The sequence below is a fragment of the Phyllobacterium sp. K27 genome (assembly GCF_054796155.1).
In genome coordinates, this window is sequence record NZ_JBTWND010000002.1 from 133,526 (window position 1) to 157,310 (window position 23,785).

The following is a 23,785-nucleotide window of genomic DNA, read 5'->3' on the forward strand; positions in this document are numbered from 1 at the left end:
GCACCCAATGGCTGAACGGTCATTCGCGAAGGAGGTCCAGAAACTCAAGCTGGGCGAGGGACAGGAATTCGCGGGAGAGGGCATCCTCGCTATTACCAAGGCGCTGCTGCAGTGCGGAGTCGGCTATGTTGGCGGCTATCAGGGTGCGCCGATCAGCCACCTGATGGACGTGCTTGCGGACGCACAGGAAATCCTTGGCGAACTCGGGGTTCATTTTGAGGCGAGTGCATCCGAGGCTACCGCCACTGCCATGCTGGCGGCCTCGGTCCACTATCCGATCCGGGGTGCGGCAACCTTCAAATCGACTGTCGGTACCAACGTCGCCTCGGACGCGCTCGCCAACCTCGCCTCGGGCGGAGTAACCGGTGGCGCCCTGATCATCGTGGGCGAAGATTACGGCGAAGGCTCTTCCATCATGCAGGAGCGCAGTCATGCTTTCGCCATGAAGAGCCAGGTGTGGCTGCTCGATCCGCGACCCAACCTGCCATCCATTGTGGCGGCGGTGGAACACGGCTTCGAACTATCGGAGGCTTCCAACACGCCGGTCATGTTGCAGGTGCGCATCCGTTGCTGCCATGTCCATGGCTCCTTCATCGCCAAGGACAACAAACGCCCCGCCATGACCGTGGCCGAAGCATTGGAAAATCCGCGCCGCGACACCCAGCGTATCGTCCTGCCGCCCGCCTCCTTCCAGCATGAAAAGGAGAAGATATCGAAGCGCATGCCAGCGGCCATCGACTACATCAAGCGCCATGGGCTGAACGAGACCTTCGGCGGCGAAGGCAAAATCGGCATTATCTGCCAAGGCGGCATGTATAATGGCGTTGTGCGTTCTTTGCAGCGGCTGGGCCTTGCAGACCTCTACGGCGAGACCAAGGTGCCACTTCATGTGCTCAACGTGACCTATCCTCTTATCGAGGATGAGTTGGTTCGCTTCTGTGAGGGCAAGGATGCCATTCTTGTGGTCGAGGAAGGCCAGCCTGATTATATTGAGCAGGCACTAGGCGCCATTCTCTACAGGACGGGTGGTTCGGTAAAGCTGGAAGGTAAAGGGCTGCTGCCCATGGCCGGAGAATATTCCGGCGACGTGATGTTGGACGGCATCGGCGGCTTTCTGCGCCAGCACGCTGGCGATTTACTGGCGCCGGAGGTCAGAGCGCCAAACGCGCCGGCCCCGCCAATTTATGTCAATCTGGACAAAGCCGTTCCGGCCCGGCCGCCGGGTTTTTGTATCGGTTGTCCGGAACGGCCAATCTTCGCCGCGACCAAGCTTGTCGAGGAGGAACTGGGCAAACACCATATAGCGTCGGACATCGGCTGCCACCTGTTCTCCATCATGCCCCCGTTCGAGCTTGGCGCGACGACAATGGGTTACGGACTGGGGCCGGCTTCGGCTTCGGCTTTCAATGCCCCGGACGCCAGCCGACGCTCCATCTCCTTCGTTGGCGACGGCGGTTTCTGGCATAATGGCTTAACCTCTTCTATCGGCAATGCGGTGTTCAACCAGAACGATGGCGTGATCGTGGTGGTGGACAACTATTATTCGGCGGCCACGGGCGGCCAGGATATACTATCCTCCCGCGCCTCCAATCGGTCTAAATCAACCAACCACCCGATAACAAACGCCCTTCGGGGCATAGGCGTGAAATGGGTACGTCATGTCAAACGCACTTACGATGTCGGACTGATGCGCGACACGTTGAGGGAAGCGCTGACTACGCCCGAGAAAGGGCCCAAGGTCATCGTGGCGTCCTCGGAGTGCATGCTCAACCTTCAGCGACGCGAGGCGCCACTCAAGAAGATCGCGATCGCGGACGGCAAGCGCGTGGTGCGCACCAAATTCGGGGTCGACGAGGACGTGTGCACCGGCGATCATGCCTGCATGCGCCTTTCCGGCTGTCCTTCTTTGACCGTCAAGCATCTGGACGACCCGCTGCGCGACGATCCGGTGGCTGCGATCGACGACAACTGCGTCGGCTGCGGCAATTGTGGCGAGGTAGCAGACGCGGCGGTCCTGTGTCCATCCTTTTATCAGGCCGACATCGTCAGCAATCCAAAGGCATGGGAGCGGTTCTGGGCTGCTCTGCGCGGGCGAGTGATTGCAGCGTTGCAGGCAAGCCGGGAGCGTCGTCGTCTCTCCTTCGACGTGGCGCAGCCATGAAATACGAATTGCCGGAAGGAGGCGACGCCACAAGAGGCATTTTCAAAATTGCCATACTGGCGGTTGGTGGTCAAGGCGGCGGCGTCTTGGCGGGCTGGATCACAGATTTGGCCCAGCGTTCAGGATGGCATGTCCAGTCCACATCCGTCGCAGGCGTTGCCCAGCGCACGGGGGCCACGATCTACTATGTCGAGATGATGCCTTGCGAGCCGGATCGTGGCAATATCCGGCCTGTATTGTCGCTTAGTCCAGCGCCGGGAGACGTCGATATACTGATCGCTGCCGAACTGGTGGAAGCCGGCAGAGCGGTATTGCGCGGCTTCGTCACCCCCGAACGAACCACACTGATCGCATCGAGCCACCGCATGCTGGCCGTTTCGGAAAAAATTGTGCCGGGTGACGGTAAAGTCTCTGTGGACACTGTCGTGAAAAGCGCAGCGCAGGCATCCCGCCGCTTCATTAACTTCGACATGGAAACGATGGCAAAGAAGGCCGGGAGCGTCGTCTCGGCGAGCCTGTTTGGCGCTCTGGCCGGATCGGCCGAACTGCCATTCCCGCGTGCGGCCTTCGAGGAAACCATCAGGGCTGGGGGAAAGGGCGTGGACGCAAGCTTGCGGGCTTTCGCACTTGCTTATGAGCGCGCTGCCAGCGATGGTGAGGACGAATCCGCTACGCTTGCGGCAAAGCCGAGGCATGTAACAGTGCCAGGCTGGCTTCAGGACGAGTGGAACGGTCTGCGTGAGCGCATCCGTCACCAGCCGCAACCGGCGCGCGAACTGGCAGAGCTGGGTCTTATCAAGGTCGTGGATTTTCTCGATGCGGCCTATGGCGCCGAATATCTCGCCCGTCTTGAAAAAATCGTCACCATCGATGAGGAGGCGGAAGGCTGGGCCTTTTCGCGCGAGGCGGCAAAATATATCGCCAACGCAATGGTCTATGACGACATCATCCGGGTGGCCGATCTCAAGACCCGGCCGACGCGTGCCGCCCGAGTCCGCGCCGAGGTCCATCTGCGCGAAGGCCAAACGTTGCGGACCACCGAATATTTCCATCCACGTATGGACGAGATCTGCGGCCTCCTGCCTGTAAGGCTGGGTGCGGCCATAGAGCGGCGGCTGTGGTTGATGAAAGCGTTCAACCGTCTCGTCGATGGGGGTCGCCGAATCCGGACAGACGGTGTGCTCGGTTTTGGAGTCCTATGGTCTCTTGCCGGGCTGCGCCGTTGGCGCCGCAGCCTGCTGCGCCATCAGGTCGAGACTCGTCATCTGGAGGACTGGCTGGCCGTTGCAGTGCGCGAGCGTGCTTCCGATTACGCCCTCGGCGTGGAGGTGCTGAAGTGCCGCCGCCTGATCAAAGGCTATTCGGATACCCACAAGCGCGGCCAATCCAAGTTCGACAAGGTGCTGTCGTGCCTGGACTTGCTGCGCGGCAGGGATGACGCTGCCGATTGGATTAGGCGATTGAGGGAGGCTGCGCTTGCCGACGCGGATGGCTCAGCGCTCGACGGCGCGATCCGCACCGTACGATCATTTACCAGCTCAGGCGAGATCCTTTCGAGTTGAACTTTGACTGCTTTTGAACGGTCAGCTTGACCGGACTGTTGTCCTAGCGGTCTGGATGGGAATCCTCAATGCAGATGGCCTGACCGGTTCGCAGAATTTCCCAAATGCAAAGATGATCTGTCTGTGGAGAAAAGACAGTACAGCCGCATGCATATCTCCGAAAGTTTTGCTGCTAACAGAAGTAAGAGGTACGCCCAGCCTACGCTGATGTACTGTGGCTGATCCTGAACGCTTATTGCGCTTGATCGTCCCATCAGTCGCGCAATGCCTCCAAGAGGGACTTTAGGCTGTTTAAGCTCAAAAAAGCGGCGTTAGGACAAAGTGATCCGCGTATAGCAGTTTGACAGCCAATTTCCTCCATGGCTAACCTCATGAATTCATTGGCATGTCGCTTTCGAAAATAGAAGGCGCCTCTGCTACACGTGCTTGAGGCATAAGATGGGTTATGGCAATAAGCTTTTGATATTCCTAAATAATTATCTTCTTGTTCTCTGTCGACGTACTCCTCGGCAGCCACCGCCGCACTTGCGAGTTGGCATGCCAATAGGTATTGTAGACATAGGCGCTACAATCGAAATCTGTGAAAATTAGTCTGTTATAGGCATTTTCAAACATGGGGTAATCGCGGCGCGATCGTCCCAGGTCAGTTATGCAATGATGGCTGGTAATGGTGGTTGCCCCCGATAAGATGGAAATACGGGCTCACGATTAGGACCGGGCCCAAACATCAAACGGAGGCAACCATGGTCGAATATATAGGGCTTGATGTTTCATTGAAAGAGACCGCCATCTCGATCCGAAAGGACGGGAAGCGGATCTGGCGCGGCAAGTGCCCCTCTGACCCAAAAATTTTGGCGCAGATGATCCGCAAACACGCCCCGCATGCCAAGCGCGTTGTATTCGAGACAGGGCCGTTGTCGACATGGTTCTATCATGCGCTAACAGCCGAAGGGGTTCCAGCAATCTGTATCGAAGCGCGGCACGCGCAAAAGGTCTTGGACGAGACGCTCAACAAGACCGACGCCAACGACGCGGATGGCTTGGCCCATTTAGCTGAAGCTGGGTTCTACAAGGCCGTCCGGGTGAAGGCTTTCGATAGCATGCTGACGCGCACGCTGGTGGCGGCTCGCAATCAGCTTTTGACTATCTCGACCCAGCTCAGCAATCAAATCCGCGGCCTGATGAAGACATTCGGTCTTATTGTCCCGAAAGGGAAAGGTCGGATATTTGATGGGAACATTAGGCAATTGCTGGATGGGCATGACGGCCTGGGAAAGATCATATTGCCTCTGCTCGAGGCATGGCGCGACATACGCAGGCGCGCGGCCGATCTTGATCGGCAGTTGCTCGCAGCGGCTCGGGAGAGCCAGGAGACGAAGCTTTTGATGACGATCCCGGGGATCGGCGCCGTCACCGCCATCTCGTATGTCGCAGCGATCGAAGATCCAGAAAACTTCAAAACGTCGCGCTCAGTTGGCGCTTGGCTAGGGCTGACAACGCGGCGGTACCAGTCCGGCGAAGTCGATTATGACGGCCATATCTCACGCAGAGGCGACAACCATCTGCGGGGCTTGCTTTATGAAGCAGCGACGGTACTCCTTACAAGAACCAGTGCAGAAACGAAAACAGTCTCAGGAGCTGGGGACTTAAACTGCGTGAGCGGCTGGGCTTCAAGCGCGCCGCAGTGGCAGTCGCCCGAAAACTCGCCGTTATCATGCATAGCATGCTCAAGACGGGGGAAGTGTTCAACGCATTGGCTGGCGCTACCGCATAAACGAAGAACCAGCCTTCTCACCTCAGCGCGTCAAATCTGATTTGAGGCACTGAGCGTCCGTGCTGCGGACGTGGGTTGGATCATTCCGGTTACCTTCGTTGCAGCTCGGTCGAGACTGCGCTTCAAACATAGGAAGATCCACCCTGCGAAAACCCATTATGCGGCGACCTTGTGTCGACCGCGCAGACAACGCTGCTCCCGGCACCGGATAGCTCTGAAGAAAACAAAGTCGCTGAGGCCCGATCGAATTGAATAACGTACGCCGCCCAGCGTGTTCCGCTGCACGGCGACGTTGACGAGTGCCCACCGCTCCTTGACTCTTGGAACGCTATTAGACAACGAAGGTGGACGGCTCGCCGCCGCTGCACCTCGGCCTGCGCGCCTTTGACGGACAGTCGCATTTCCGTGCGGGCTCGACGGATGTCGGCGATGTCAGCTGGGTCACTCCAACGGCGCAGTGCTGGACGCCGGCCTGGGCAATCGGCACCAATCCACATACCTGGCAGGTTGTGGCGCAGGGCAAGAGCCCGGCGGCCCACAAGGCGATGGCACATGCCGCAAAGGCCCTTGCCACGACCGGATTGTCATTGATGACCTCGCCGGAACTGCTGGTCGCGGCCAAGATGGAATGGCTAGAAAAGACCGATGGAAAGGCTTACATTTGCCCGATTCCGCCGGACGTACATCCCGGACACAGCCACTGATACGCGACGAGAGCTGGCGGATATTTCATCAGGGTGACCGGACTTCGCTTGTCCTGTCGATAAACTATTCCGACTGGTGGCCTGCGCGCACGCGCAGGCCACCAGTCGCTGTCGAATATTTCGATGAAGCAGCCGTTCCAGCTGCCGCCAACCGGATAACCCCATGAATTCATTGGCTTGTTGCACTTTAAGAGGTTCTTCCTCACTTTGTGTGGTTAATAGATCCTTAACGTCGCAGTTGCTATCCACGGTGATGCGCACGAAATCAAAATGGTCACCCGGCCCAAGCGTCAACGTTCTGGGCATCTCTCTCGAAAGCGAAGCAAGTTGGATTGTTTCCGCGGTTGCGAAACCAATCGGAATTTGCCCAGATTGCAGAACGCGAAGCCGTTATCGGCACGGTTGGCGCAAGCGCACTCTTCAAGACTTGCCGGTTCAGGGCCAAGTTGTGAAAGTTCAGCTCGCACTGAATCGGTGGCAATGTAGAGACTTGGGATGTCAGCGTCGAACGTTCACCGATCGGCTTCCCGAGATTGCTTCACCCCATTCGCGGCGAACCGCACGGATGGCGGCGGTTGTAGACATGATCGGCCACAGCATGGGCGGCCGCCCCGCTGAATATCTGATGGGCCGGCTTGGAATGCCCATTAGCGATGACACGATCCTTCGCCAGATTAAACGAAGGGCTTCCACCTCAAACCAGGATGCCAACATAAGGGTCGTTGGCATCGATGATTGGAGCTGGCGGCGCTCCACACGATACGGCACAATCATGGTCGATCGTTGAGAGTGCGAAAGCGTGGTTACAAGAACGCCCTTCTATTGAGGTCGTCAGCCGAGATCGCTGTGGTCTCTACGCACAGGCTGCCAGAGAGGGTGCGCCGCAGGCCAGACAGGTGGCTGATCGCTTTCATCTGGTTCAAAATCTCAGGACGGCGATCAAGGAGCAGATGAGCCTTTGCGGTCATGCCAACGTCAGACCAATATTGTCGGAAGACGCCATTGCCAGCACCACTGCTCAACACCGCCGTGCCCGCCTGGCCCACAGACAGTCGCGCCAGGAGATATTCGAAATGCTCCACGCTTTACGCCAGCAGGGCCTCACCTACAGCGAGATCGCGAGGCGCACTGGCTATGAGCGCCGGAGCGTCACAAATTGGCTGACTTCAAACGCACCCAAGGACAGGAACCGGGCCGCATTGAACCCGACATCGCCATTGTATTTTGAAGTATTCCTAGCTGAATGCTGGAAAGATGGAAACCGCATTGGACGCCATCTGTTCCACGACGTCAAGAACCATGGCTACACTGGCAGCCGGTCCAATCTGGAGCGACTTTTGAAGGTATGGCGCAAGGCAGAAAACTTCCGATCCAATGAGGTGCCGCCCGAGGTGAATGTTTCAGAAGCCATCCGTGATCCTGACACTGGACATGTCATTTCTTCAGATGTCGTCGTTGCGCTGTGCATCAAGCCGCGCGGCCTTCTGACCAACCGCCAGGCGAGAAAGGTCGATGCCTTGAAGAAGGGTTCCGAGGCATTCTGCAAGATGCGAGGCTTGGCCATGCGCTTCAGTGGAATCCTGCGCAATAGGCATCCAGAGGCGCTCGATGAATGGATCGATGACGCCATCGACACCGAACTTACGGCAATCATGCGTTTCGCCAGCGTTCTACGACGGGATATCAATGCCGTCAAAAACGCAATCGAACTCCACCTGGAGCAACGGCCAAGCCGAAGGGCAGATCAACTGCCTCAAGACATTGAAGCGAGCAATGTATGGCAGAGCCGGGCCAGAACTGATGAGAGCGAGAATGTTGCCGCTGAATCACACAAATTGAGGAAGAACCGAATTAAAGGCAAAGCGACAGCTGCAACCGCAGCGTAGCTGGCCTTCACTCTGAAACGGCCGCACCGCACCGACAATTGCACGCGATTTGGAAACCCGGCGATGCGGGCGCCGCTCAATAAGTGGTGAGGATTTCGATGGTTCGGTCGAAGTGACCATCTTCTCTTTCCTGCTTGCGACGGTGGCGATCAGCCTGCTGCCGGTCTTGTCCTCGCTCTACGACATGCTTCCGTCGCGCGGAGAAGTAAAAAAATGACATAAAAGGCCGCTAACCTGACTGTGACGATGGTCGGTCGGGTTGGGTAAGAGGACAGGGGCGCCCCAGCCTGCAATGTTACGGGTATCGCGCGAGTACAAACCCGACACTCACGAACATTTTTTCTACACGGTGCAGAAGCATCTTGACGGCACGGAATGTGTTTTCATCGAGTACAAAACTGACGAGGATGACGACGAACGGATTGCTTTGAGTTATCTGGGCGGCGAACTGCTAACCAAAGCGGCGAAATACTTCAAGCTCGCGCTCAGGAATATGACGAATGCCAATGAACACCTGCTCGACGGTGAAGCACCTAACGAGGACGATGAATTCGCTTTGAAATACTGGCGTAAGGAAGGTTATCTCCAGTCGAAATAGCTGCCTGGCTGTGAGCTTTCAAGGGGTTGTCCATCCGGTTCAAACTGGGAGACTGAGGTTGTCTAAGCTTCAGTGGTTCTTGGAGGCAGGATGAGGATACGGGTAAAATGTTCCCACAAGACACTGTCGGGAAATGGTGCAGACCAAAGCATAAAAATACCCGATGATTTCAAAGACCTGAAATCCTGGGACTCACGTCCTACAACGTAAACATTTCTGGACACATCAATTTCTGACACACGGAAGCTGTTGAAATTTGAGACGCAGGGTAACCGTGGAGTTTAGTCCCCTGGTCGGTGAAGCGCCAGCCTTTGACGCATCCGTTGCCCCGTATAAGCGGCACGTCCGGGAGGATTTGTGAGCAGCGGAAATGTGCTCGCGATCGCGAGAATACTCGCACCGCTTCCTCGGATGGTCAGCTTACGCACGTCTGAGTTTTTTTGGCGGAGAGGAAGTAGCGTCTGGAATATTATTTTTTCGATTTGCCAGCTTGAATGAGCATGCAGACAAATTACAGTCGAGCGGTTTCCCGTAGACTGTAATTCAGAGAGGCGTCATTGTTTACCCTTGAACACATCATTCTGGCCTTTGTTACCTTGGTGGCAGCGTTCGTCCTTGGCACATTCGTGTACGTGAGTAGGGACAAGAAAGGCCGACTTTCCATTGATCGCACTATGTTGGTGATGTTCCTTTCCCCCATTCTTTCATCTATGGCAATTTTCGCTATGGTATTTTTTATACTGCGGTAAAAATTACGCCGAAAGAGATGAATGAGGAGCTGCAGGCGATCTGGTCCTTCTGTCAAACCTGGGCCGTATTACAGGATGGAAAACAGCAAGCCGGGCCGCAGCCTGTTGAGGGCTCTGAATGACTGTGGAATAAAGCTACCGAACGAAGATGCCTGATCCTTTGAATTCCCCGGCAGCGGGCATGTAAAAACCAGTCGGAAGGATAATCAGTGAAAATCTCGGCTCGGAAGGCCAAGCTTGCCAAGGAGAGCTATTTAGATGAAGCAAACGGTACACTTCTCCGGCCGTTCATTGGATTTGTCTCCCATGATACGATGGGCTTGGCCCTTAAGTCCAACGAAGGCAGGAGGATTCAACATGAATGAGAAAGACATCCAGCGAGACCGCCCACAAGATCCGCACGGTGACGGCCGAGACCTCATCTTCGAAACAATGGAGCATGGAGGCGAGGTGCCGGACAACTTTCCCAACGCAATTCGAGTAAAGGACAAAGAGGGGCGATGCTGCATCTATGTTCCGATACGAACGAAGAAGGGGACATTCGCAAAAATCAGGGACGAACTGAACGAACTTTTTGCCAACGGCTCCACTCGCCCTGTCCAATAACCGTATGAGAACTTTGCGGCAGACAAAGCAGGTTTGAACCATAGGCGACGTAGCTGGCTTGCGGCCAGGCAATCGACATGCGCGATCTCAGCGCCATGTTCCACCATTGACCATCCTGATCATAAGCTACCAGATTCCCACGGTGAATTCCGGCTGCTATAAAAAACAGCATGAAATGGTTCTGCAGATAGAGGACTTGCCGTCGGGCAGGGATTGAAAAACTCGGCCGCATCCTGCGAGGAGTTGGAAAGAAGGCCGCCCAGTGGTGGTGCTCATCTCACCTTCTAAGCGGGAATACCCAAATTAAATCTTGCATCTTCGTCTGGTGATTCCAGGCGGAAGCATCGTTATGCAATACTCGCCAACGGTGCGTCATGTTGTGACCTGGCAAAACCCCGATGTTGTGCAGAAGACACCGTCTTAACGCTCCTTGTTACGGATCACGCAACGGTTCGGGTTCTCCGCCGCGTCTAAAAATGCGGCATCCTGCACCGACTGCAGTTTTATAAAGAGGATCACCCTTTTTGATGCCCGCCCATTTGGAATGGACGCTGCCGATAGTCAGGCAGGTTTCGCGCCGGGCGTTTGCGTGAGCCAGATTGTCTACGTAACGGTCGGCCAGTGCCATACAGTTCCGGAAGTACAACCGAATTATGGTTGATGTTCTGTTGGACCGGGGTGCTATCGCCCAGGCCGAGCAGGAGTTGTGCACAGGCCTCGATCACTGTCGCGTTGCGGGGCAGCTCCGATATGAAGATCTCGTGTTCTGCCGTGACAAAACCCTGCATGTGGTTGTTTGCAGGAGTGCACTTCACAAAAGGTCTGGGAACGCCGACATCGTCGAAAATGGGATAAATGAGTTCCTTCGCCCGTACGAATGAAATCTGCCTGCGCACTGGCCCCGTGCGGTCCTGCCAAGTGGACACCAGTTCCACAACCAGATCAGTTTCCTCCAATTGCTCGTCCATGCTTCCTTGGTTAGTTCAATCCATGGCCTGCCCGGACTAACGTTAAAATCGCCTTCAAGACGCACATATAACCATTGTGTAAAACTCTGATAACGGTTCTTGTTCCAGCTCAACCATCGCTGCGCGATTTGCCGGTGATCACGTAGAGTCTGCGGGTTGATAGCATCCTCAGCGAGAATCCAAACTTCGTCTTGGCCATTACCGGGGGTGACCAGCACGCGCTTACCAGTGAAATTAAAGATATCATTCTTCATCGGTTCCTGGATGCTTGTGGTTAACAGGCTGGCCTCTTCAACGTGTGTGTCAGTGTCTCCGCCCGTTCATATCTACGATCCCGGAGGAAACGGATGAGATTGCCTAAAGCTGGCGACTGCAGCCGCTCTTTCCGCACCACGAAACCGATCCGCCGAACGATTACAGGCTCAACGAGCGGAATCATGCACAGGTTGTCATTATTGATCATCGACAGCGTAAGTGAAGGAAGGGCGGTTATCCCTAACCCTGATGAGGCCAGAGCACTCGCTGATGGAATCTGGTTGATCTCAAATGCGGCCTCGATTGTGATCGCAGCCTGTAAGAAACCGGCGTCGGTCAACTGGCGCACAGATGAATTGGGGGATACCGCGATAAAGGGCCACTGTCCTAATTCACTCCACGTGACCTGCGACATGCGGGCCATAGGGTGATCCCGATGACACACTGCATGTACAGCATCTTCAATGATATGGTGGAACTCTAGCCCGGTCATGCGCTCGGGCCGACTAACCAACGCTGCATCAACGGTTCCATCATTGAGCATTGCCATTGCTTGACTCTGCGGTACATCATGGATTTCGATGTCCATGCCCGGATGCGCGGCTAAAAAAGCATGGAGATGATGCGACAAGAGTGAACAAATAAGCGAGGGCAACGTCGATATTGCGATACGGCCACGCTGGCCGTTCATATGGTTGCTGATCGTGTCGAGTGAGTGACGCAGCATACGTACGGCCTCTCGCGCGGTGACAACGATGTGATGTCCTTCGCGTGTAAGCTTCATCTTGCGCGTGGTGCGATCAATGACGGTTAAACCAAGCTCGAATTCGATCCGTCGGATGATTTCGCTGACCGCTGGTTGCGAGATTCCCATCGCTTCCGCCGCGACAGTGAAATTCATTGTGTCGGCGACTGCCACAAGGATCTCTAGTTGGCGAATCGTCAAATTCATGGTCGGTCCCTCCTCAATCGCTCACCAGTTCAATTATAACAATAACCGATGAATGAACGCAGTATCATAGACTCACGTTTTGAAGAATTCCAAGAGGCTCTTGCCCTCGCGGGTCCATTGGTCGGTCCGGGGCATGCCGCAGTCAAACTCCCTCACTACCATTACGGTGTGCGAATTACTGTCGACGCTATGATTGGTAAAACGATCTTTAGACTGTATCGGGATCGCATCTTCGAAGTGTTGGAACAGGAAGTTTTGACGCTGGCAATGCTCTTGCCGCGATTTCATGCCAAGCGAGCTCGGCGGACTGCAACAGAGTCGTCGCCTTTCGGCCGAGCAGCTAGGAATCCCACCAACTAAGTTCATTGCTTTCGCGTTTACAGATTAGCAGAAAGGCCAGTATTTTCCGGCGACCCGGTGGCTTCACCTTCGCTCGATGTGGATCAATGGTGGTCGCCCGCACACAACAAAACGGCTGGCTAACCGAAGAAAAGCGCTTCGTCCAGCGATTTTTAATAAACCGCGATTGTTTGTGCTTTGCCACTCTGAAGACCGACAACTATTGCCATGGACATCTACACATGTCGATGTTCCATAAGGTAACGCTATATAAAAATCCCACAGCATTATTTGACTATATATATTCCTCTCAGCAATAAATGGGGAAACCAGCAACTGGGGAAGACGAATGCATAAGGCCGTAGAGGTGATGATCGGAGGTGGTGCTGGATTTGCGAATGATCGAAAAGATTCGACCGGTCCGTTGATCGACGCCCTGTCTCGCCACGAAGGTCCACGTTTCATGATTTTCGAGATGCTGGCTGAACGCACACTGGCCCTTGCGCAAAATGAGAAAAGGCGGTCACCCGATCGCGGCTTTATTGCTGCGATCGAGCCAATGCTTCGTTCAAATCTCGCTGCCTGCGTTAAAGCCGGTATCAAGATTATAGGTAATTTCGGAGCGGCAAACCCGCACGCTGCGGCAATACACGTTGCCACCTGGGCTAAGGAAGCGGGTTTTCCGGATATTCGTATCGCTTGCGTGGAAGGCGACGATCTTATTGGCAAACTCAGTACCAATTTCCTTGCGGACGCCGAGGTCGACGGTCAGGTTTTAAGGTCGAACCCCCAAATTTTAGCAATCAACGCCTATCTCGGCGCAGCTTCTATAGCACGCGCCCTCGATATCGGGGCTGACGTGGTCATTACAGGACGTGTGGCCGACCCGGCGCTGGCGCTTGGACCGCTCTGGCATGTTTTTCAATGGGCAGAAGATGATTGGGACAGCCTTGCCGCTGGCGTTCTTGCAGGACACCTTTTGGAGTGCGGCCCTCAGGTAACTGGAGGTTATTTCGCCGATCCGGGCTTCAACGACGTGTCTAACATGGACATGATCGGCTATCCGCTGGCTAGCATAAGCCGGGATGGGACTATCGTGCTGACGAAGCCAGAAGGCACTGGCGGGCTCATAGATCTCCGCACGGTAAAAGAACAGATTCTGTATGAAATTCACGATCCAGCGGCTTATCTGACGCCCGACGTGGTTCTCGATCTCTCGCAGGTCGAACTTACCCAGATGGGCCCGGACCGGGTCCGTGTCACCGGCGCGCGGGGCAAGATGCGGCCGGACAGGCTGAAAGCGACCGTCTGTATCGACGGCGGCTATCTGACAGAGGCCGAAATATCCTATGCGGGGGTGAATGCCGAAGCCCGTGCGAGACTCGCAATCGATATTATCCGTGCCCGCATGGCGCGGGTGTCAGCCAACCTGCTCATCAGGGCCGACATCATCGGACTTGTATCGGTCTTCGGCGATACTGGAGGTCAGGCATTGGCGGCGCGCAAGACAACGGACCTTAGTCCAGATTTGCGTGTCATGTTTGCTACTGAGGTGGGGTCGCCCGAAGAGGGGCGAATTCTGATCGACGAAGTCGAGGCACTTTACGTTTCCGGCCCTGCTGGCGGCGGCGGCGTGCGCAGTCGGTTACTTCCGCGGCTTAAAAGCACGTCCTGCCTGCTTCCGCGTGAACTGGTGGAGCCGAAGGTAAGCTTGATCGGAGCGCAATAATGACCCATCCTTCCACCATTATTCTGCATGAGCTAGCGCATTCGCGCTCGGGCGACAAGGGGGACCGTTCGAACCTGTCCGTCATTGCGCGCGAGCCCGAATTTTATCCGATATTGGAGCGGTTGCTGACGGCTGACCTAGTTGCCCGCCGTTTCGGGCACCGCAAGCCGGAGAAAGTGGTTCGTTACGATCTGCCGCGCCTTGAAGCGTTTAACTTCGTGCTGGATGCGGTTCTTGACGGAGGGGTCAATTCTTCCCTCGGTCTCGACGGGCACGGCAAGACGCTGTCTTTCTATTTGCTGGGACTGGAACTCGAACTCGACGACGAGACGGCGCGCATCGTTGCACAGGTGAGGGCTTCCAGACACGAAAAAACATCCATCTCTTCGAAGGTCAAGGAGGAAGCGCGCGCATGATCCGTAATGATACGACGGCACAAACTGTCATCGATTCGCTGCTGGCGCGGCAGGACAGCGTGATGGAGCGTCTCAAGGCTCTTCTGCGCTTTAAGAGCGTGAGCACCGATAACGCTTTCAAGCCGGAGATGAAGCGCACGCGGGACTATCTGTGCGCATGGCTGCGTGAAATCGGTATGAACGATGTCCGCTTGCTGGATGGTGGCGGACATCCCGCGATATATGCGGCGTGGCAGGAAGCTGACGCTGAAGCGCCCACCCTAATCATCTACGGCCATTACGACGTCCAGCCTGCCGATCCCGTCGAACTGTGGCGGACGCCGCCGTTTGAGCCGACGGTCATCGGCGACCGGCTTTACGCCAGAGGGGCTTCCGATGTGAAGGGATCGACCGTGATCGCGATTGAGACGGTTGCGGAATATCTGGCCATTCATGGCCGCTTGCCAGTCAATATCAAATTCTTCATCGAAGGCGAGGAGGAAAGTGGTAGCCCAAGCCTTGTCGAGATCATCCGCAGATATCGCGGCCTGCTAGAGGCTGACGCGATGATTTCGGCGGATGGCGGACGGGCAAGCCCGACCACGCCAACCATTAATGTCGGCGCGCGCGGCCTGACCGGCTTCGAGATCGAGCTGAGTACGGCTGACAAGGAAGTGCATTCCGGTCGTTACGGTGGTGCAATCCGCAATGCCTTGCACGAAATGGCTCGTCTGGTGGCCAGCCTGCACAATCCCGATGGATCGATCGCGGTCAAAGCCCTGTGCGAAATGGCCCGCCCCGTCAGCGACGATGAACGGGACAATGCGGCTGCCCTTCCTTTCGACGAGCGGGCCTTTGTCGACGAGGTGGGCGGTATAAACGCAGGCGAACCGGATCTGTCCATTCGTGAACGGCTGACGTTATTTCCGTCAATCGATGTGAACGGCATGTGGGGCGGTTACATCGGTGAGGGAAGCAAGACTGTCATTCCGCAAGTGGCTCATGCCAAGATAACGGTCCGCCTGTCTCCCGGTGTCAATCCGGCTGCAGCGCAGGCGGCCGTCAAGGGACATCTTGAATCAGCATGCCCCGAGGGTGCCAAGCTACGGTTCATCCTCAAGCACGGCTACGGCTCGCCTGCCTCGGATATCTCGTCCGAGCATCCGCTGATCAAGGCGGCACGCACGGTCCTCAAGGCTGAAACAGGACAGGAGCCTGTGCTGGTCCGGCTTGGCGCCACGGTGCCGATCACTGCGATCTTTTCGCGCGAGCTTGGTCTCGATACAATGATGTTCGGCATGAACCTTCCTGATGAAGACGTGCATGCCCCGAACGAATTTTTCCATATCGAGTCAATTCCCTTGGGGCTAAAGCTGTGGCCGGCCCTGCTTGAGCAACTGGCCGAATTCACGCCTGAGGATTTCCGCGCCGCAACCGCAGATGCACGGCGAGGTTAGAGATGAACGGAATCATCGTCGCCGCCCAACCGGAAGCCGCTGAAGCCGGGGCCATTGTACTGCGGCGCGGGGGTAATGCTGTCGATGCCGCGATCACGGCGGCGTTGGTTCAATGTGTGGTCGATCCGCAGATGGCAGGTATCGCCGGTTACGGTTCCATGCAGACCTTCATGCCCGGCAAGGGAGTGCATGAAGTCTGGGAGTTCTTCGCGCGCTCTCCTCTAGCAGTCACGCCGGACATGTGGGTGGACAAACTGCGAGGCGAGGCTCGCGACGGCTTCTCGTTCACGATCGACGGCCATGTGAACGAAATCGGCTATCAGGCGGCAGGCACGCCCACCAGTCTGAAGGGGTTTGCCACGGTGTTGGGGCGGCATGGCACGATGGACCTGGCGCAGGCGCTGAAGCCGGCAATCGAATATGCCCGCGGTGGTTTCATGATCCGTCCTTATATGAGTTATTTCTGGAATCTGGATGACGCCGCGCAGGGACGTGTATCCGTCCGTGATCAGTTGGCATTCAGCGAGGCGGGTCGCCGCCTTTATTTCCACGCCGACGGACAGCTCAAGCGCGCGGGCGAGCGGATCGTCAATCCTGAACTCGCAACCACACTCGAACGCATTGCAAAGGCCGGACCGGAGATCTTCTATTCCGGTGAAATCGCCGAGGAAATCATCGCCGACTTCCAGGCGAACGGCGGTCTCCTTTCCCGTGAAGATCTGGCGTCCGTGGCAGTTGGGCATTCTGATCCCGTATGGGGAGATTATCGCGGGCTTCGCGTGGCTTCCATTCCGCCTGCCGGCGGTGGGATCAGCCTCATACAAGCGTTGCAAATACTCGATAATTTCGATCTTCCGGCAATGGAGCACGGCTCGGCACAGCATTTGCGGCTGCTTGCCGAGGTGCTTAAGCGCGTGACGACCGACAAGGACGCTCATATAGGCGATCCCCGCTTTACTGACGTGCCCGCCGGATGGCTCTTGTCCGGGGAACGGGCCACCGAACATGCAGATGACATTCGCAGCGGCCGGGTGGCACATGTCGAACGTCTGGACATGGGACATGAGTCAAAAAATACCACCCAGGTTTGCGTCGTGGACGGTAGCGGGAATGCCGTCAGCCTCACACATACGCTTGGTGTCCCGAGCGGTGCAATGACCGCTAGTCTCGGCATCATGTATAATTGCATCATGAGCGCATTTGACCCGCGGCGGGGCCGACCGGGATCACTCGGTCCCGCGAAATGCCGGACCAGCTCGCAAACTCCGACCATCGTTTTCGATGGTGAGGCGCCTAAGATTGTGATCGGCGCTCCGGGCGGAACCGCAATCCTGCCCGCCTTGGTGCAGGGCATCAGCAACGTCGTCGATTTCGGCATGACCGTTCTGGAAGCGGTGGCCGCTCCCCGAGTATCCGTTACCAGCGATATCATCGACATTTCAAATCGCATTCCACGATATGTCCAGACCGAACTTGAAGGTATGGGTTATACGATCACTCGCTCAAGCATTGGCTACGCTTTTGCAGCGCTTCACGCTCTGCATCGCGATGGTATGGGGACGCTCTCGGGAGCGGCGGACCCACAACGCGACGGCATGTGGCTGCGCGGATAACAAAAAGACCGAGGAACCGATCAGGAGGGAAAAGACCATGATAAAATTCACCGGAAAACTTGCGAAGCTCATCGCCGTCACCACGACGAGCATTCTCATGCTCGGCTCGCCCCTTAATGCTAAGCCCTTGCGTATCGCCATTGGCGGGGCATTCACCTCGATGGACCCGCATTTTCACAATGCAACGCCTAATCACACCATCGCCATGCATGTCTTCGACCGCCTCATTGATCGTCTTCCTGACACTTCGCTGACGCCGGGTCTTGCCGAAAGCTGGGAGGCCGTTTCCGATACTGAATGGCTCTTCAAACTGCGTCCAGGTGTAAAATGGCACGATGGCAAGCCTTTCACTGCGCAGGATGTCGCCTTCACATACACTCGCGCCAAAGATGTGCCGAATAGCCCCGGTGGCTTTGGGGGCTTCCTGCGTGAAGTAGCTTCAGTCGAAGTCGTCGATGATCTGACGCTGAAAATCCATACACCAACGCCTGCACCGAACCTGCCGCGCAATATTGCTTTCGTTCCGATTATTTCAAAACACGTTGGTGAAACGGCTACGACGGCGGATTATAATTCCGGCAAGGCAATGATCGGTACAGGTCCCTATAGCTTTGTCAGCTATGCGCCCGGTGATCGCGTGGAATATGCGCGGAATGACGATTGGTGGGGACCCAAACAACCTTGGGAGAAGCTCACGATCCGCATGATCTCGAACGCCGGAGCGCGCGTTGCTGCTCTAATGTCGGGCGATGTGGACGTTATCGATACACCACCTTCGGGTGATCTGGAACGTCTTCGCAACGAGCCTAACCTGTCTGTGTTCAGCATAGAGGGAATGCGAGTCATATATGTCGCGCTGAATGTGGGGGAGAAGATGCCGCCCGCACTCACTGGCAGCGGTTCAAAACCTGTTGAGAAAAATCCGCTGCGGGACGTGCGTGTTCGAAAGGCACTATCCTACGCCATCAACCGCGAAGGCCTTGCAATGCGTATTATGAAGGGCGCTGCCATTCCAACTGGACAGTGGTTGGCCGAGGGCCAGTTCGGTTATGCCGCCAATGTGGCTGTCCCGACATATGATCCGGAACGCGCCAAGACAATGTTAACCGAAGCTGGTTTTCCGAAGGGGTTCTCAATGACTCTTTTCGGGCCGAATGACCGCTATCCAAACGACGCGGCGACGGTCCAGGCTATCGCTCAGATGTGGACCAAGATTGGCGTGAAGACAGCGGTTGATACCCAGCCATGGCCAACCTTTGCGGGCCTGGCTGATCGCGGAGACTTCCCCGCAGCCCTTCAGGGTTGGGGAAGCCCGACCGGGGAGGCTGGATATTTGCTGACGAACGTACTGCACACGAATTCTACCGATTCCGGCCTCGGGATATTCAACAAGGGTTCCTATTCCAATCCCGAACTGGACACGGCCATTGTTACTGCCATGAGCACATTGGGCGACGCGAAGCGCGAACAGCTGCTGGTCAAGGCGGTCGAGATGACCGATGCAGATCAGCCGATCATTCCCCTGTTCATGCTCCGTAACAATTGGGCAACGCGAGACACCGTCAAAATTGACGCGCGCCGCGATGAGCGCACGCTTGCGATGGATGTGCACCCCGCACAATAAGCAGTGTAACGCCGGGGCGTATTGTTTCGATACCGCTCCCATCTTGTTTCGAGCCAACACAGAAAAGGGAAACCGCGATGTTCATGTGGCTTTCCAGCCGACTTTCTCAGGCATTACTTGTCATGTTCGCCATGACACTGATCGTATTCATCGGCGTCAACGTGATCGGCGATCCTGTCACTATTCTCGTGCCGCCGGACGCCAGCGCCGAGGAGCGGCTAAGAGTGATCAATTCCTTTGGGCTGGATCGCCCGCTGTGGGAACAGTATCTGAATTTTCTGCGCGGTGTTCTCAGTGGCGATTTCGGTCGCAGCTATGTCTATAATCAGCCTGCCCTGGAGGTGATCTTACAGCGTATGCCTGCGACGCTGGAGCTGGCCATCTGCGCCTTGCTTATGGCCGTGCTGATCGGAATTCCGCTCGGCCTCTATGCCGGTTTGCGGCCAGGCACCTTTTTGTCAAAGATCTTGATGGCAGGATCCGTTCTTGGATTTTCGCTGCCGACCTTCTGGATAGGCATGATGCTGATCATGCTCTTCTCGGTGAAACTGGGTTGGCTCCCAGCCTCTGGACGCGGCGAAACCGTCAGACTCCTCGGTATGCAATGGTCGTTCCTGAGTGCTGACGGGCTAAAGCACCTGGTACTGCCTGCCCTCAATCTGTCGCTTTTCAAGATCGCTCTCGTGATGCGCCTTGTCCGCGCCGGAGTGCAGGACGTACTGCCTCAGGACTATGTCCGCTATGCGCGCGCCCGCGGGCTCACCGAACGTCGGGTGATCTATGTGCACGTCCTTAAAAATATCCTGATCCCTGTGGTGACCGTTATCGGTCTTGAGTTCGGATCGGTCATCGCTTTTTCGGTCGTCACGGAATCCATCTTTGCCTGGCCTGGGATGGGTAAGCTCATCATAGACAGTATCAACGTGCTCGATCGACCAGTGATGGTCGCCTACCTAATGATGATCGTCGTGATCTTCGTCACCATCAATCTGCTCGTCGACCTGATCTACACGCTACTCGACCCGCGGGTCCGCCTGACGTCGAAGGGAAAAGGATGATGAGCGAGTCCATCCACACCGAAAGCGTACATGCGGCTGACAATGCGCCGCGCGAAACACCATTGCGGCGGATGTGGCGCGAATATTGTGCCTCTCGCCTGGCGGTTTTCATGCTGATCTTTCTGCTTGTGATCGTGGCCTTGGCCATAGTTGCGCCCTGGATTTCACCCCAAAACCCTTATGACCTGATGCAACTCGACATCATGGATGGACTGTCGCCGCCGGGATCAATATCAGGGTCCGGAGGAAATATCTTCTGGCTGGGAACTGACGATCAGGGCCGCGACATGCTGTCCGCCATTCTGCATGGCTTGCGCATTTCCCTCTGGGTTGGCGTGGTATCGGCTGTATGCGCCGCGCTTTTTGGGGCAACGCTGGGGCTTCTGGCAGCTTTTCTAGGTGGACGCGCCGAGAATCTGATTATGCGTCTTGTCGATTTGCAGCTTTCATTCCCGGCGATACTGGTCGCATTGATGATCCTAGCTTTTCTCGGCAAGGGCGTCGGCAACGTAGTCCTTGCACTGATTATTGTGGAATGGGCAACTTATGCCCGTACAGCGCGCGGCACAGCCTTGATCGAGACCCGCCGTGAATATATCGAGGCTGCAAGTTGCCTTGGCGTACCGTTGCGCAGGATCATCTTCCGTCACCTGCTCCCCAACTGTATGACGCCGCTGATCGTGATCGGCACCGTTCAGGTCGCTCGGGCTATAACACTGGAAGCGACCCTCTCTTTCCTGGGAATCGGCGTGCCGATCACCGAGCCAAGTCTCGGCCTGCTCATCGCGAACGGTTATCAATACATGTTTTCGGGTGAATACTGGTTGAGTTTCTATCCCGGTATTGCACTTCTTGCGACCATCGTCGCGATCAATCTTGTGGGCGACCGCCTGCGCGACGTGTTCAATCCGAAAGGACAAGCTTGATGGGGATTGATTTGCTGCAACGCCGCCTGGAAACTGGTGGCCCGGCCGATGAGGCTCTCCTTTCCGTGCGCGACCTGCGGACGTCATTTTTTCAGCGGGGGCGCTGGAGCCCGGTATTGGAGAATGTCTCCTTCGGCATAGGCCCCGGTGAAACTGTGGCTCTTGTTGGCGAGTCCGGTTCGGGAAAAAGTGTAACCGCGATGTCTATCATGCGTCTGCTGCCACCGACGACCAGCCGGATCAAGGGTCGCATACTCTTTGAAGGACAGGATTTGTTGTCCTTGCCAGAAGAAGGCATACGGCGCATTCGCGGGAACCGGATCGCCATGATCTTTCAGGAGACCAGCCTCAATCCGGTCTTGACCATTGGCTTCCACATGGTCGAGACGCTGCGCCAGCACAGGAATCTTTCCGAAGCTGAAGCCCGCAAGGAGGCGTTGCGGTTGCTTGAGCGCGTGCGTATCCCAGCCGCAGCCCGGCGGATGGACGAATATGCGCATCAGTTCTCGGGCGGGATGCGCCAGCGCGCGATGATTGCCATTGCGCTCGCGTGTCGCCCAAGGCTGCTCATCGCCGACGAACCGACGACGGCGCTCGACGTGACCATCCAAGCTCAGATTCTTGAGCTTATCAAGGAGATACAGGCGGAAGAGGACATGTCGGTCATGTTCATCACGCATGACATGGGTGTGGTAGCCGAAATATCGGACCGGACCGTGGTGATGTATCAGGGTCGCAAGATCGAAGAAGGTCCGACCGAGCAGGTCATCCTAGCGCCACATGCGGCTTATACATGCAAGCTGCTTGCCGCTGTACCGCAACTTGGTGCAATGGGCGAAACGCAGTTGCCTGCCCGCTTCCCGGAGATTGATCTTGCGACAGGGGCGGCTGCTTCTGCCCGACCTGTTACAGAAACCGTCGAGCCGGCTTCGGAGCCTGTGCTGAGAGTCACCAATCTGGTGACGCGGTTCGATATTCATGGCGGAACTTTCGGAGGTATTTCCGCCCGCGTGCATGCGGTGGAAAATGTCAGTTTCGACATTCGCGCTGGCGAAACCCTCTCGCTCGTAGGGGAATCCGGTTGCGGTAAATCGACCACCGGACGCTCGATCATGCGGCTTGTCCAGCCGTTATCCGGGCAGGTCGTCGTGCGGGGAACAGATATGTCAACCCTGAACCGGAGTGAATTGCGCAATATGCGTCGCAAGATGCAAATGATTTTTCAGGATCCGGTTTCCAGCCTGAACGCGCGAATGACCGTCGGAGAAGCGCTAATGGAGCCGTTCCTCGTTCATCGCCTGGGCGACCGCCGGGCGGCTCAGGTAAAGGCCGAGGAACTTTTGAGGCGTGTAGACTTGCGTCCGGACATGATGAATCGTTTTCCGCATGAGTTTTCTGGCGGGCAACGGCAGCGAATTTCCATCGCGCGGGCACTGATGCTGGATCCTGAACTGATTGTGGCAGATGAATCCGTTTCAGCTCTGGATGTTTCGGTAAAGGCGCAGGTCGTCAACCTACTGCTCGATCTTCAGGAAAGCCTAAAGGTGTCTTATCTGTTCATCAGCCATGACATGGCTGTAGTCGAAAGGATCAGTCATAGGGTCGCTGTGATGTATCTGGGCGAGATTGTAGAGATTGGTCCTCGCGCTTCTATTTTCACCAATCCAAGGCATCCATATACAAAGAAGCTGATCGCAGCAGTACCGATTCCGGACCCGTCGCGCAGGCATCTGCAACGGAAATTATCGGCCAACGAAGTGCATAGCCCCATACATCCACCTGATTTTTTACCACCGATGCGGCGCTACGTTGAAGTAGGGTCGGACCATCTTGTTATGCTGGATGATGAAGGTGGACGGTTTTGAGAAAACCCTAATGATCCAGCAGAACCCGCTCCATTTGAGTTTGCCGACACTGTTTTCTAGCAATTTTGGAGAACCTAATCCAAGTGCATCATGTGACCCTCATGGTGGGTAAGGCCGCATAGATTTGCAGCACCGACTTTACGCCGGCGTTATTAAACTTCAGCCTGACAGGTGTGCCGCGATCCGATTGACCACGCTTCTCTATTCGGCCGGTAAAAGTCAAGCGCCTCTGGTGAATTCGGCAGCGAATACCTTCATCAATAGCACGGTACAGGTACATCCATTTGCCCTTTACCCGGACCTAGGTCTCATCCAAATTCCAGTTGCGTGCGACGCTTCTTTCTATTGAAGCGCTCGAGCAATCTGGGACTAAAATATATGATCCAGCGATGCACCGTCGAATGCTCCACATCAATGCCGCGCTCTGCCATCATTTCCTTCAGAGTGCGAAGGCTGAGATTGTAAGCCAACTACCATCGTACGCACAAAAGATGGAGTGGTTGCCGCCCTCCCCAGACGGCATCGCAATGTGCCAAGATGGGTTGAACAGGCTACAACGCGGAG

At 56.1% G+C, this 23,785-nt stretch carries 14 protein-coding genes and 4 pseudogenes; 15 read left to right on the plus strand and 3 right to left on the minus strand.

Translation table 11 applies throughout. The annotated features are described in order from the left end of the window. Positions 1–7 precede the first annotated feature (7 nt). The 7 genes and pseudogenes from ACYJL1_RS17500 (at position 8) to ACYJL1_RS17530 (ending at position 10,040) form a co-directional block, all read left to right on the plus strand. Complete coding sequence (locus ACYJL1_RS17500; protein ID WP_460898213.1) at positions 8–2,161, plus strand: thiamine pyrophosphate-dependent enzyme; 2,154 nt, start codon at positions 8–10, stop codon at positions 2,159–2,161. Then, positions 2,158–3,723 (plus strand): indolepyruvate oxidoreductase subunit beta family protein, encoded by a 1,566-nt coding sequence (locus ACYJL1_RS17505; RefSeq protein WP_460898214.1) that lies wholly within the window; start codon positions 2,158–2,160, stop codon positions 3,721–3,723. Before ACYJL1_RS17500 ends, ACYJL1_RS17505 begins: the two co-directional genes overlap by 4 nt. 743 nt (positions 3,724–4,466) lie before the next feature. Further along, positions 4,467–5,497 (plus strand): annotated as a pseudogene (locus tag ACYJL1_RS17510) (IS110 family RNA-guided transposase). Positions 5,498–5,841: 344 nt separating this feature from the next. After that, positions 5,842–6,201 (plus strand): annotated as a pseudogene (locus ACYJL1_RS17515) (amidohydrolase); the annotation flags it as partial. A 253-nt stretch (positions 6,202–6,454) separates the two neighbouring features. Beyond that, positions 6,455–8,040, plus strand: a pseudogene (locus ACYJL1_RS17520) (ISL3 family transposase). A 339-nt stretch (positions 8,041–8,379) separates the two neighbouring features. Beyond that, on the plus strand, positions 8,380–8,685 hold the full coding sequence (locus ACYJL1_RS17525; protein ID WP_460898215.1) for a hypothetical protein: 306 nt from the start codon (positions 8,380–8,382) through the stop codon (positions 8,683–8,685). 1,106 nt (positions 8,686–9,791) lie between these two features. Beyond that, positions 9,792–10,040 carry a hypothetical protein gene (locus ACYJL1_RS17530; RefSeq protein WP_460898216.1) on the plus strand — a complete coding sequence of 83 codons (249 nt, stop codon included), beginning with the start codon at positions 9,792–9,794 and terminating at the stop codon, positions 10,038–10,040. 515 nt (positions 10,041–10,555) lie between these two features. Here the strand turns inward: ACYJL1_RS17530 and ACYJL1_RS17535 are convergent. Together ACYJL1_RS17535 and ACYJL1_RS17540 are read right to left on the minus strand one after the other, a co-directional pair. Next, a complete protein-coding gene (locus ACYJL1_RS17535) occupies positions 10,556–11,008 on the minus strand; it encodes a hypothetical protein (protein WP_460898217.1) in 453 nt (150 codons plus the stop codon). Positions 11,009–11,282: 274 nt separating this feature from the next. Further along, a complete protein-coding gene (locus tag ACYJL1_RS17540; protein WP_460898218.1) occupies positions 11,283–12,215 on the minus strand; it encodes a LysR family transcriptional regulator in 933 nt (310 codons plus the stop codon). A gap of 688 nt (positions 12,216–12,903) precedes the next feature. On the opposite strand from ACYJL1_RS17540, the gene ACYJL1_RS17545 reads away from it, so the two are divergent. From ACYJL1_RS17545 to ACYJL1_RS17580, 8 genes are all read left to right on the plus strand, one after another. Then, entirely contained in the window at positions 12,904–14,283 is a 1,380-nt protein-coding gene (locus ACYJL1_RS17545; RefSeq protein ID WP_460898219.1) for an acyclic terpene utilization AtuA family protein, read from the plus strand. After that, entirely contained in the window at positions 14,283–14,699 is a 417-nt protein-coding gene (locus tag ACYJL1_RS17550; RefSeq protein ID WP_460898220.1) for an AtuA-related protein, read from the plus strand. Before ACYJL1_RS17545 ends, ACYJL1_RS17550 begins: the two co-directional genes overlap by 1 nt. Further along, the gene (locus tag ACYJL1_RS17555; RefSeq protein WP_460898221.1) at positions 14,696–16,135 is read left to right on the plus strand and encodes a M20/M25/M40 family metallo-hydrolase; all 1,440 of its coding nucleotides are present in this window, start codon (positions 14,696–14,698) and stop codon (positions 16,133–16,135) included. Before ACYJL1_RS17550 ends, ACYJL1_RS17555 begins: the two co-directional genes overlap by 4 nt. 2 nt (positions 16,136–16,137) lie before the next feature. After that, entirely contained in the window at positions 16,138–17,748 is a 1,611-nt protein-coding gene (ggt, locus tag ACYJL1_RS17560; RefSeq protein ID WP_460898222.1) for a gamma-glutamyltransferase, read from the plus strand. 37 nt (positions 17,749–17,785) lie between these two features. Further along, entirely contained in the window at positions 17,786–19,372 is a 1,587-nt protein-coding gene (locus ACYJL1_RS17565; protein WP_460898223.1) for an ABC transporter substrate-binding protein, read from the plus strand. A gap of 77 nt (positions 19,373–19,449) precedes the next feature. Next, positions 19,450–20,430 carry an ABC transporter permease gene (locus tag ACYJL1_RS17570; RefSeq protein WP_460898224.1) on the plus strand — a complete coding sequence of 327 codons (981 nt, stop codon included), beginning with the start codon at positions 19,450–19,452 and terminating at the stop codon, positions 20,428–20,430. Beyond that, positions 20,430–21,356: an ABC transporter permease gene (locus tag ACYJL1_RS17575; protein WP_460898289.1), complete on the plus strand. Its 927-nt coding sequence runs from the start codon at positions 20,430–20,432 to the stop codon at positions 21,354–21,356. Before ACYJL1_RS17570 ends, ACYJL1_RS17575 begins: the two co-directional genes overlap by 1 nt. After that, the gene (locus ACYJL1_RS17580; RefSeq protein ID WP_460898225.1) at positions 21,356–23,221 is read left to right on the plus strand and encodes an ABC transporter ATP-binding protein; all 1,866 of its coding nucleotides are present in this window, start codon (positions 21,356–21,358) and stop codon (positions 23,219–23,221) included. The genes ACYJL1_RS17575 and ACYJL1_RS17580 overlap by 1 nt, the downstream gene beginning before the upstream one ends. Before the next feature lie 304 nt (positions 23,222–23,525). Here ACYJL1_RS17580 and ACYJL1_RS17585 read toward each other — a convergent pair. Then, a pseudogene (locus ACYJL1_RS17585) lies at positions 23,526–23,691 on the minus strand (IS6 family transposase); the annotation flags it as partial. Positions 23,692–23,785: the final 94 nt, after the last annotated feature.

Excerpts from the sequence above, each read along its gene's own strand:
- ACYJL1_RS17545 (WP_460898219.1), top strand. The coding sequence starts at position 12,904 with ATGCATAAGGCCGTAGAGGTGATGATCGGAGGTGGTGCTGGATTTGCG.
- ACYJL1_RS17500 (WP_460898213.1), top strand. The coding sequence starts at position 8 with ATGGCTGAACGGTCATTCGCGAAGGAGGTCCAGAAACTCAAGCTGGGC.
- ACYJL1_RS17550 (WP_460898220.1), top strand. The coding sequence starts at position 14,283 with ATGACCCATCCTTCCACCATTATTCTGCATGAGCTAGCGCATTCGCGC.
- ACYJL1_RS17525 (WP_460898215.1), top strand. The coding sequence starts at position 8,380 with ATGTTACGGGTATCGCGCGAGTACAAACCCGACACTCACGAACATTTT.
- ggt (WP_460898222.1), top strand. The coding sequence starts at position 16,138 with ATGAACGGAATCATCGTCGCCGCCCAACCGGAAGCCGCTGAAGCCGGG.
- ACYJL1_RS17530 (WP_460898216.1), top strand. The coding sequence starts at position 9,792 with ATGAATGAGAAAGACATCCAGCGAGACCGCCCACAAGATCCGCACGGT.
- ACYJL1_RS17555 (WP_460898221.1), top strand. The coding sequence starts at position 14,696 with ATGATCCGTAATGATACGACGGCACAAACTGTCATCGATTCGCTGCTG.
- ACYJL1_RS17505 (WP_460898214.1), top strand. The coding sequence starts at position 2,158 with ATGAAATACGAATTGCCGGAAGGAGGCGACGCCACAAGAGGCATTTTC.
- ACYJL1_RS17540 (WP_460898218.1), bottom strand. The coding sequence starts at position 12,215 with ATGAATTTGACGATTCGCCAACTAGAGATCCTTGTGGCAGTCGCCGAC.
- ACYJL1_RS17580 (WP_460898225.1), top strand. The coding sequence starts at position 21,356 with ATGGGGATTGATTTGCTGCAACGCCGCCTGGAAACTGGTGGCCCGGCC.
- ACYJL1_RS17535 (WP_460898217.1), bottom strand. The coding sequence starts at position 11,008 with ATGGACGAGCAATTGGAGGAAACTGATCTGGTTGTGGAACTGGTGTCC.
- ACYJL1_RS17575 (WP_460898289.1), top strand. The coding sequence starts at position 20,430 with ATGAGCGAGTCCATCCACACCGAAAGCGTACATGCGGCTGACAATGCG.
- ACYJL1_RS17565 (WP_460898223.1), top strand. The coding sequence starts at position 17,786 with ATGATAAAATTCACCGGAAAACTTGCGAAGCTCATCGCCGTCACCACG.
- ACYJL1_RS17570 (WP_460898224.1), top strand. The coding sequence starts at position 19,450 with ATGTTCATGTGGCTTTCCAGCCGACTTTCTCAGGCATTACTTGTCATG.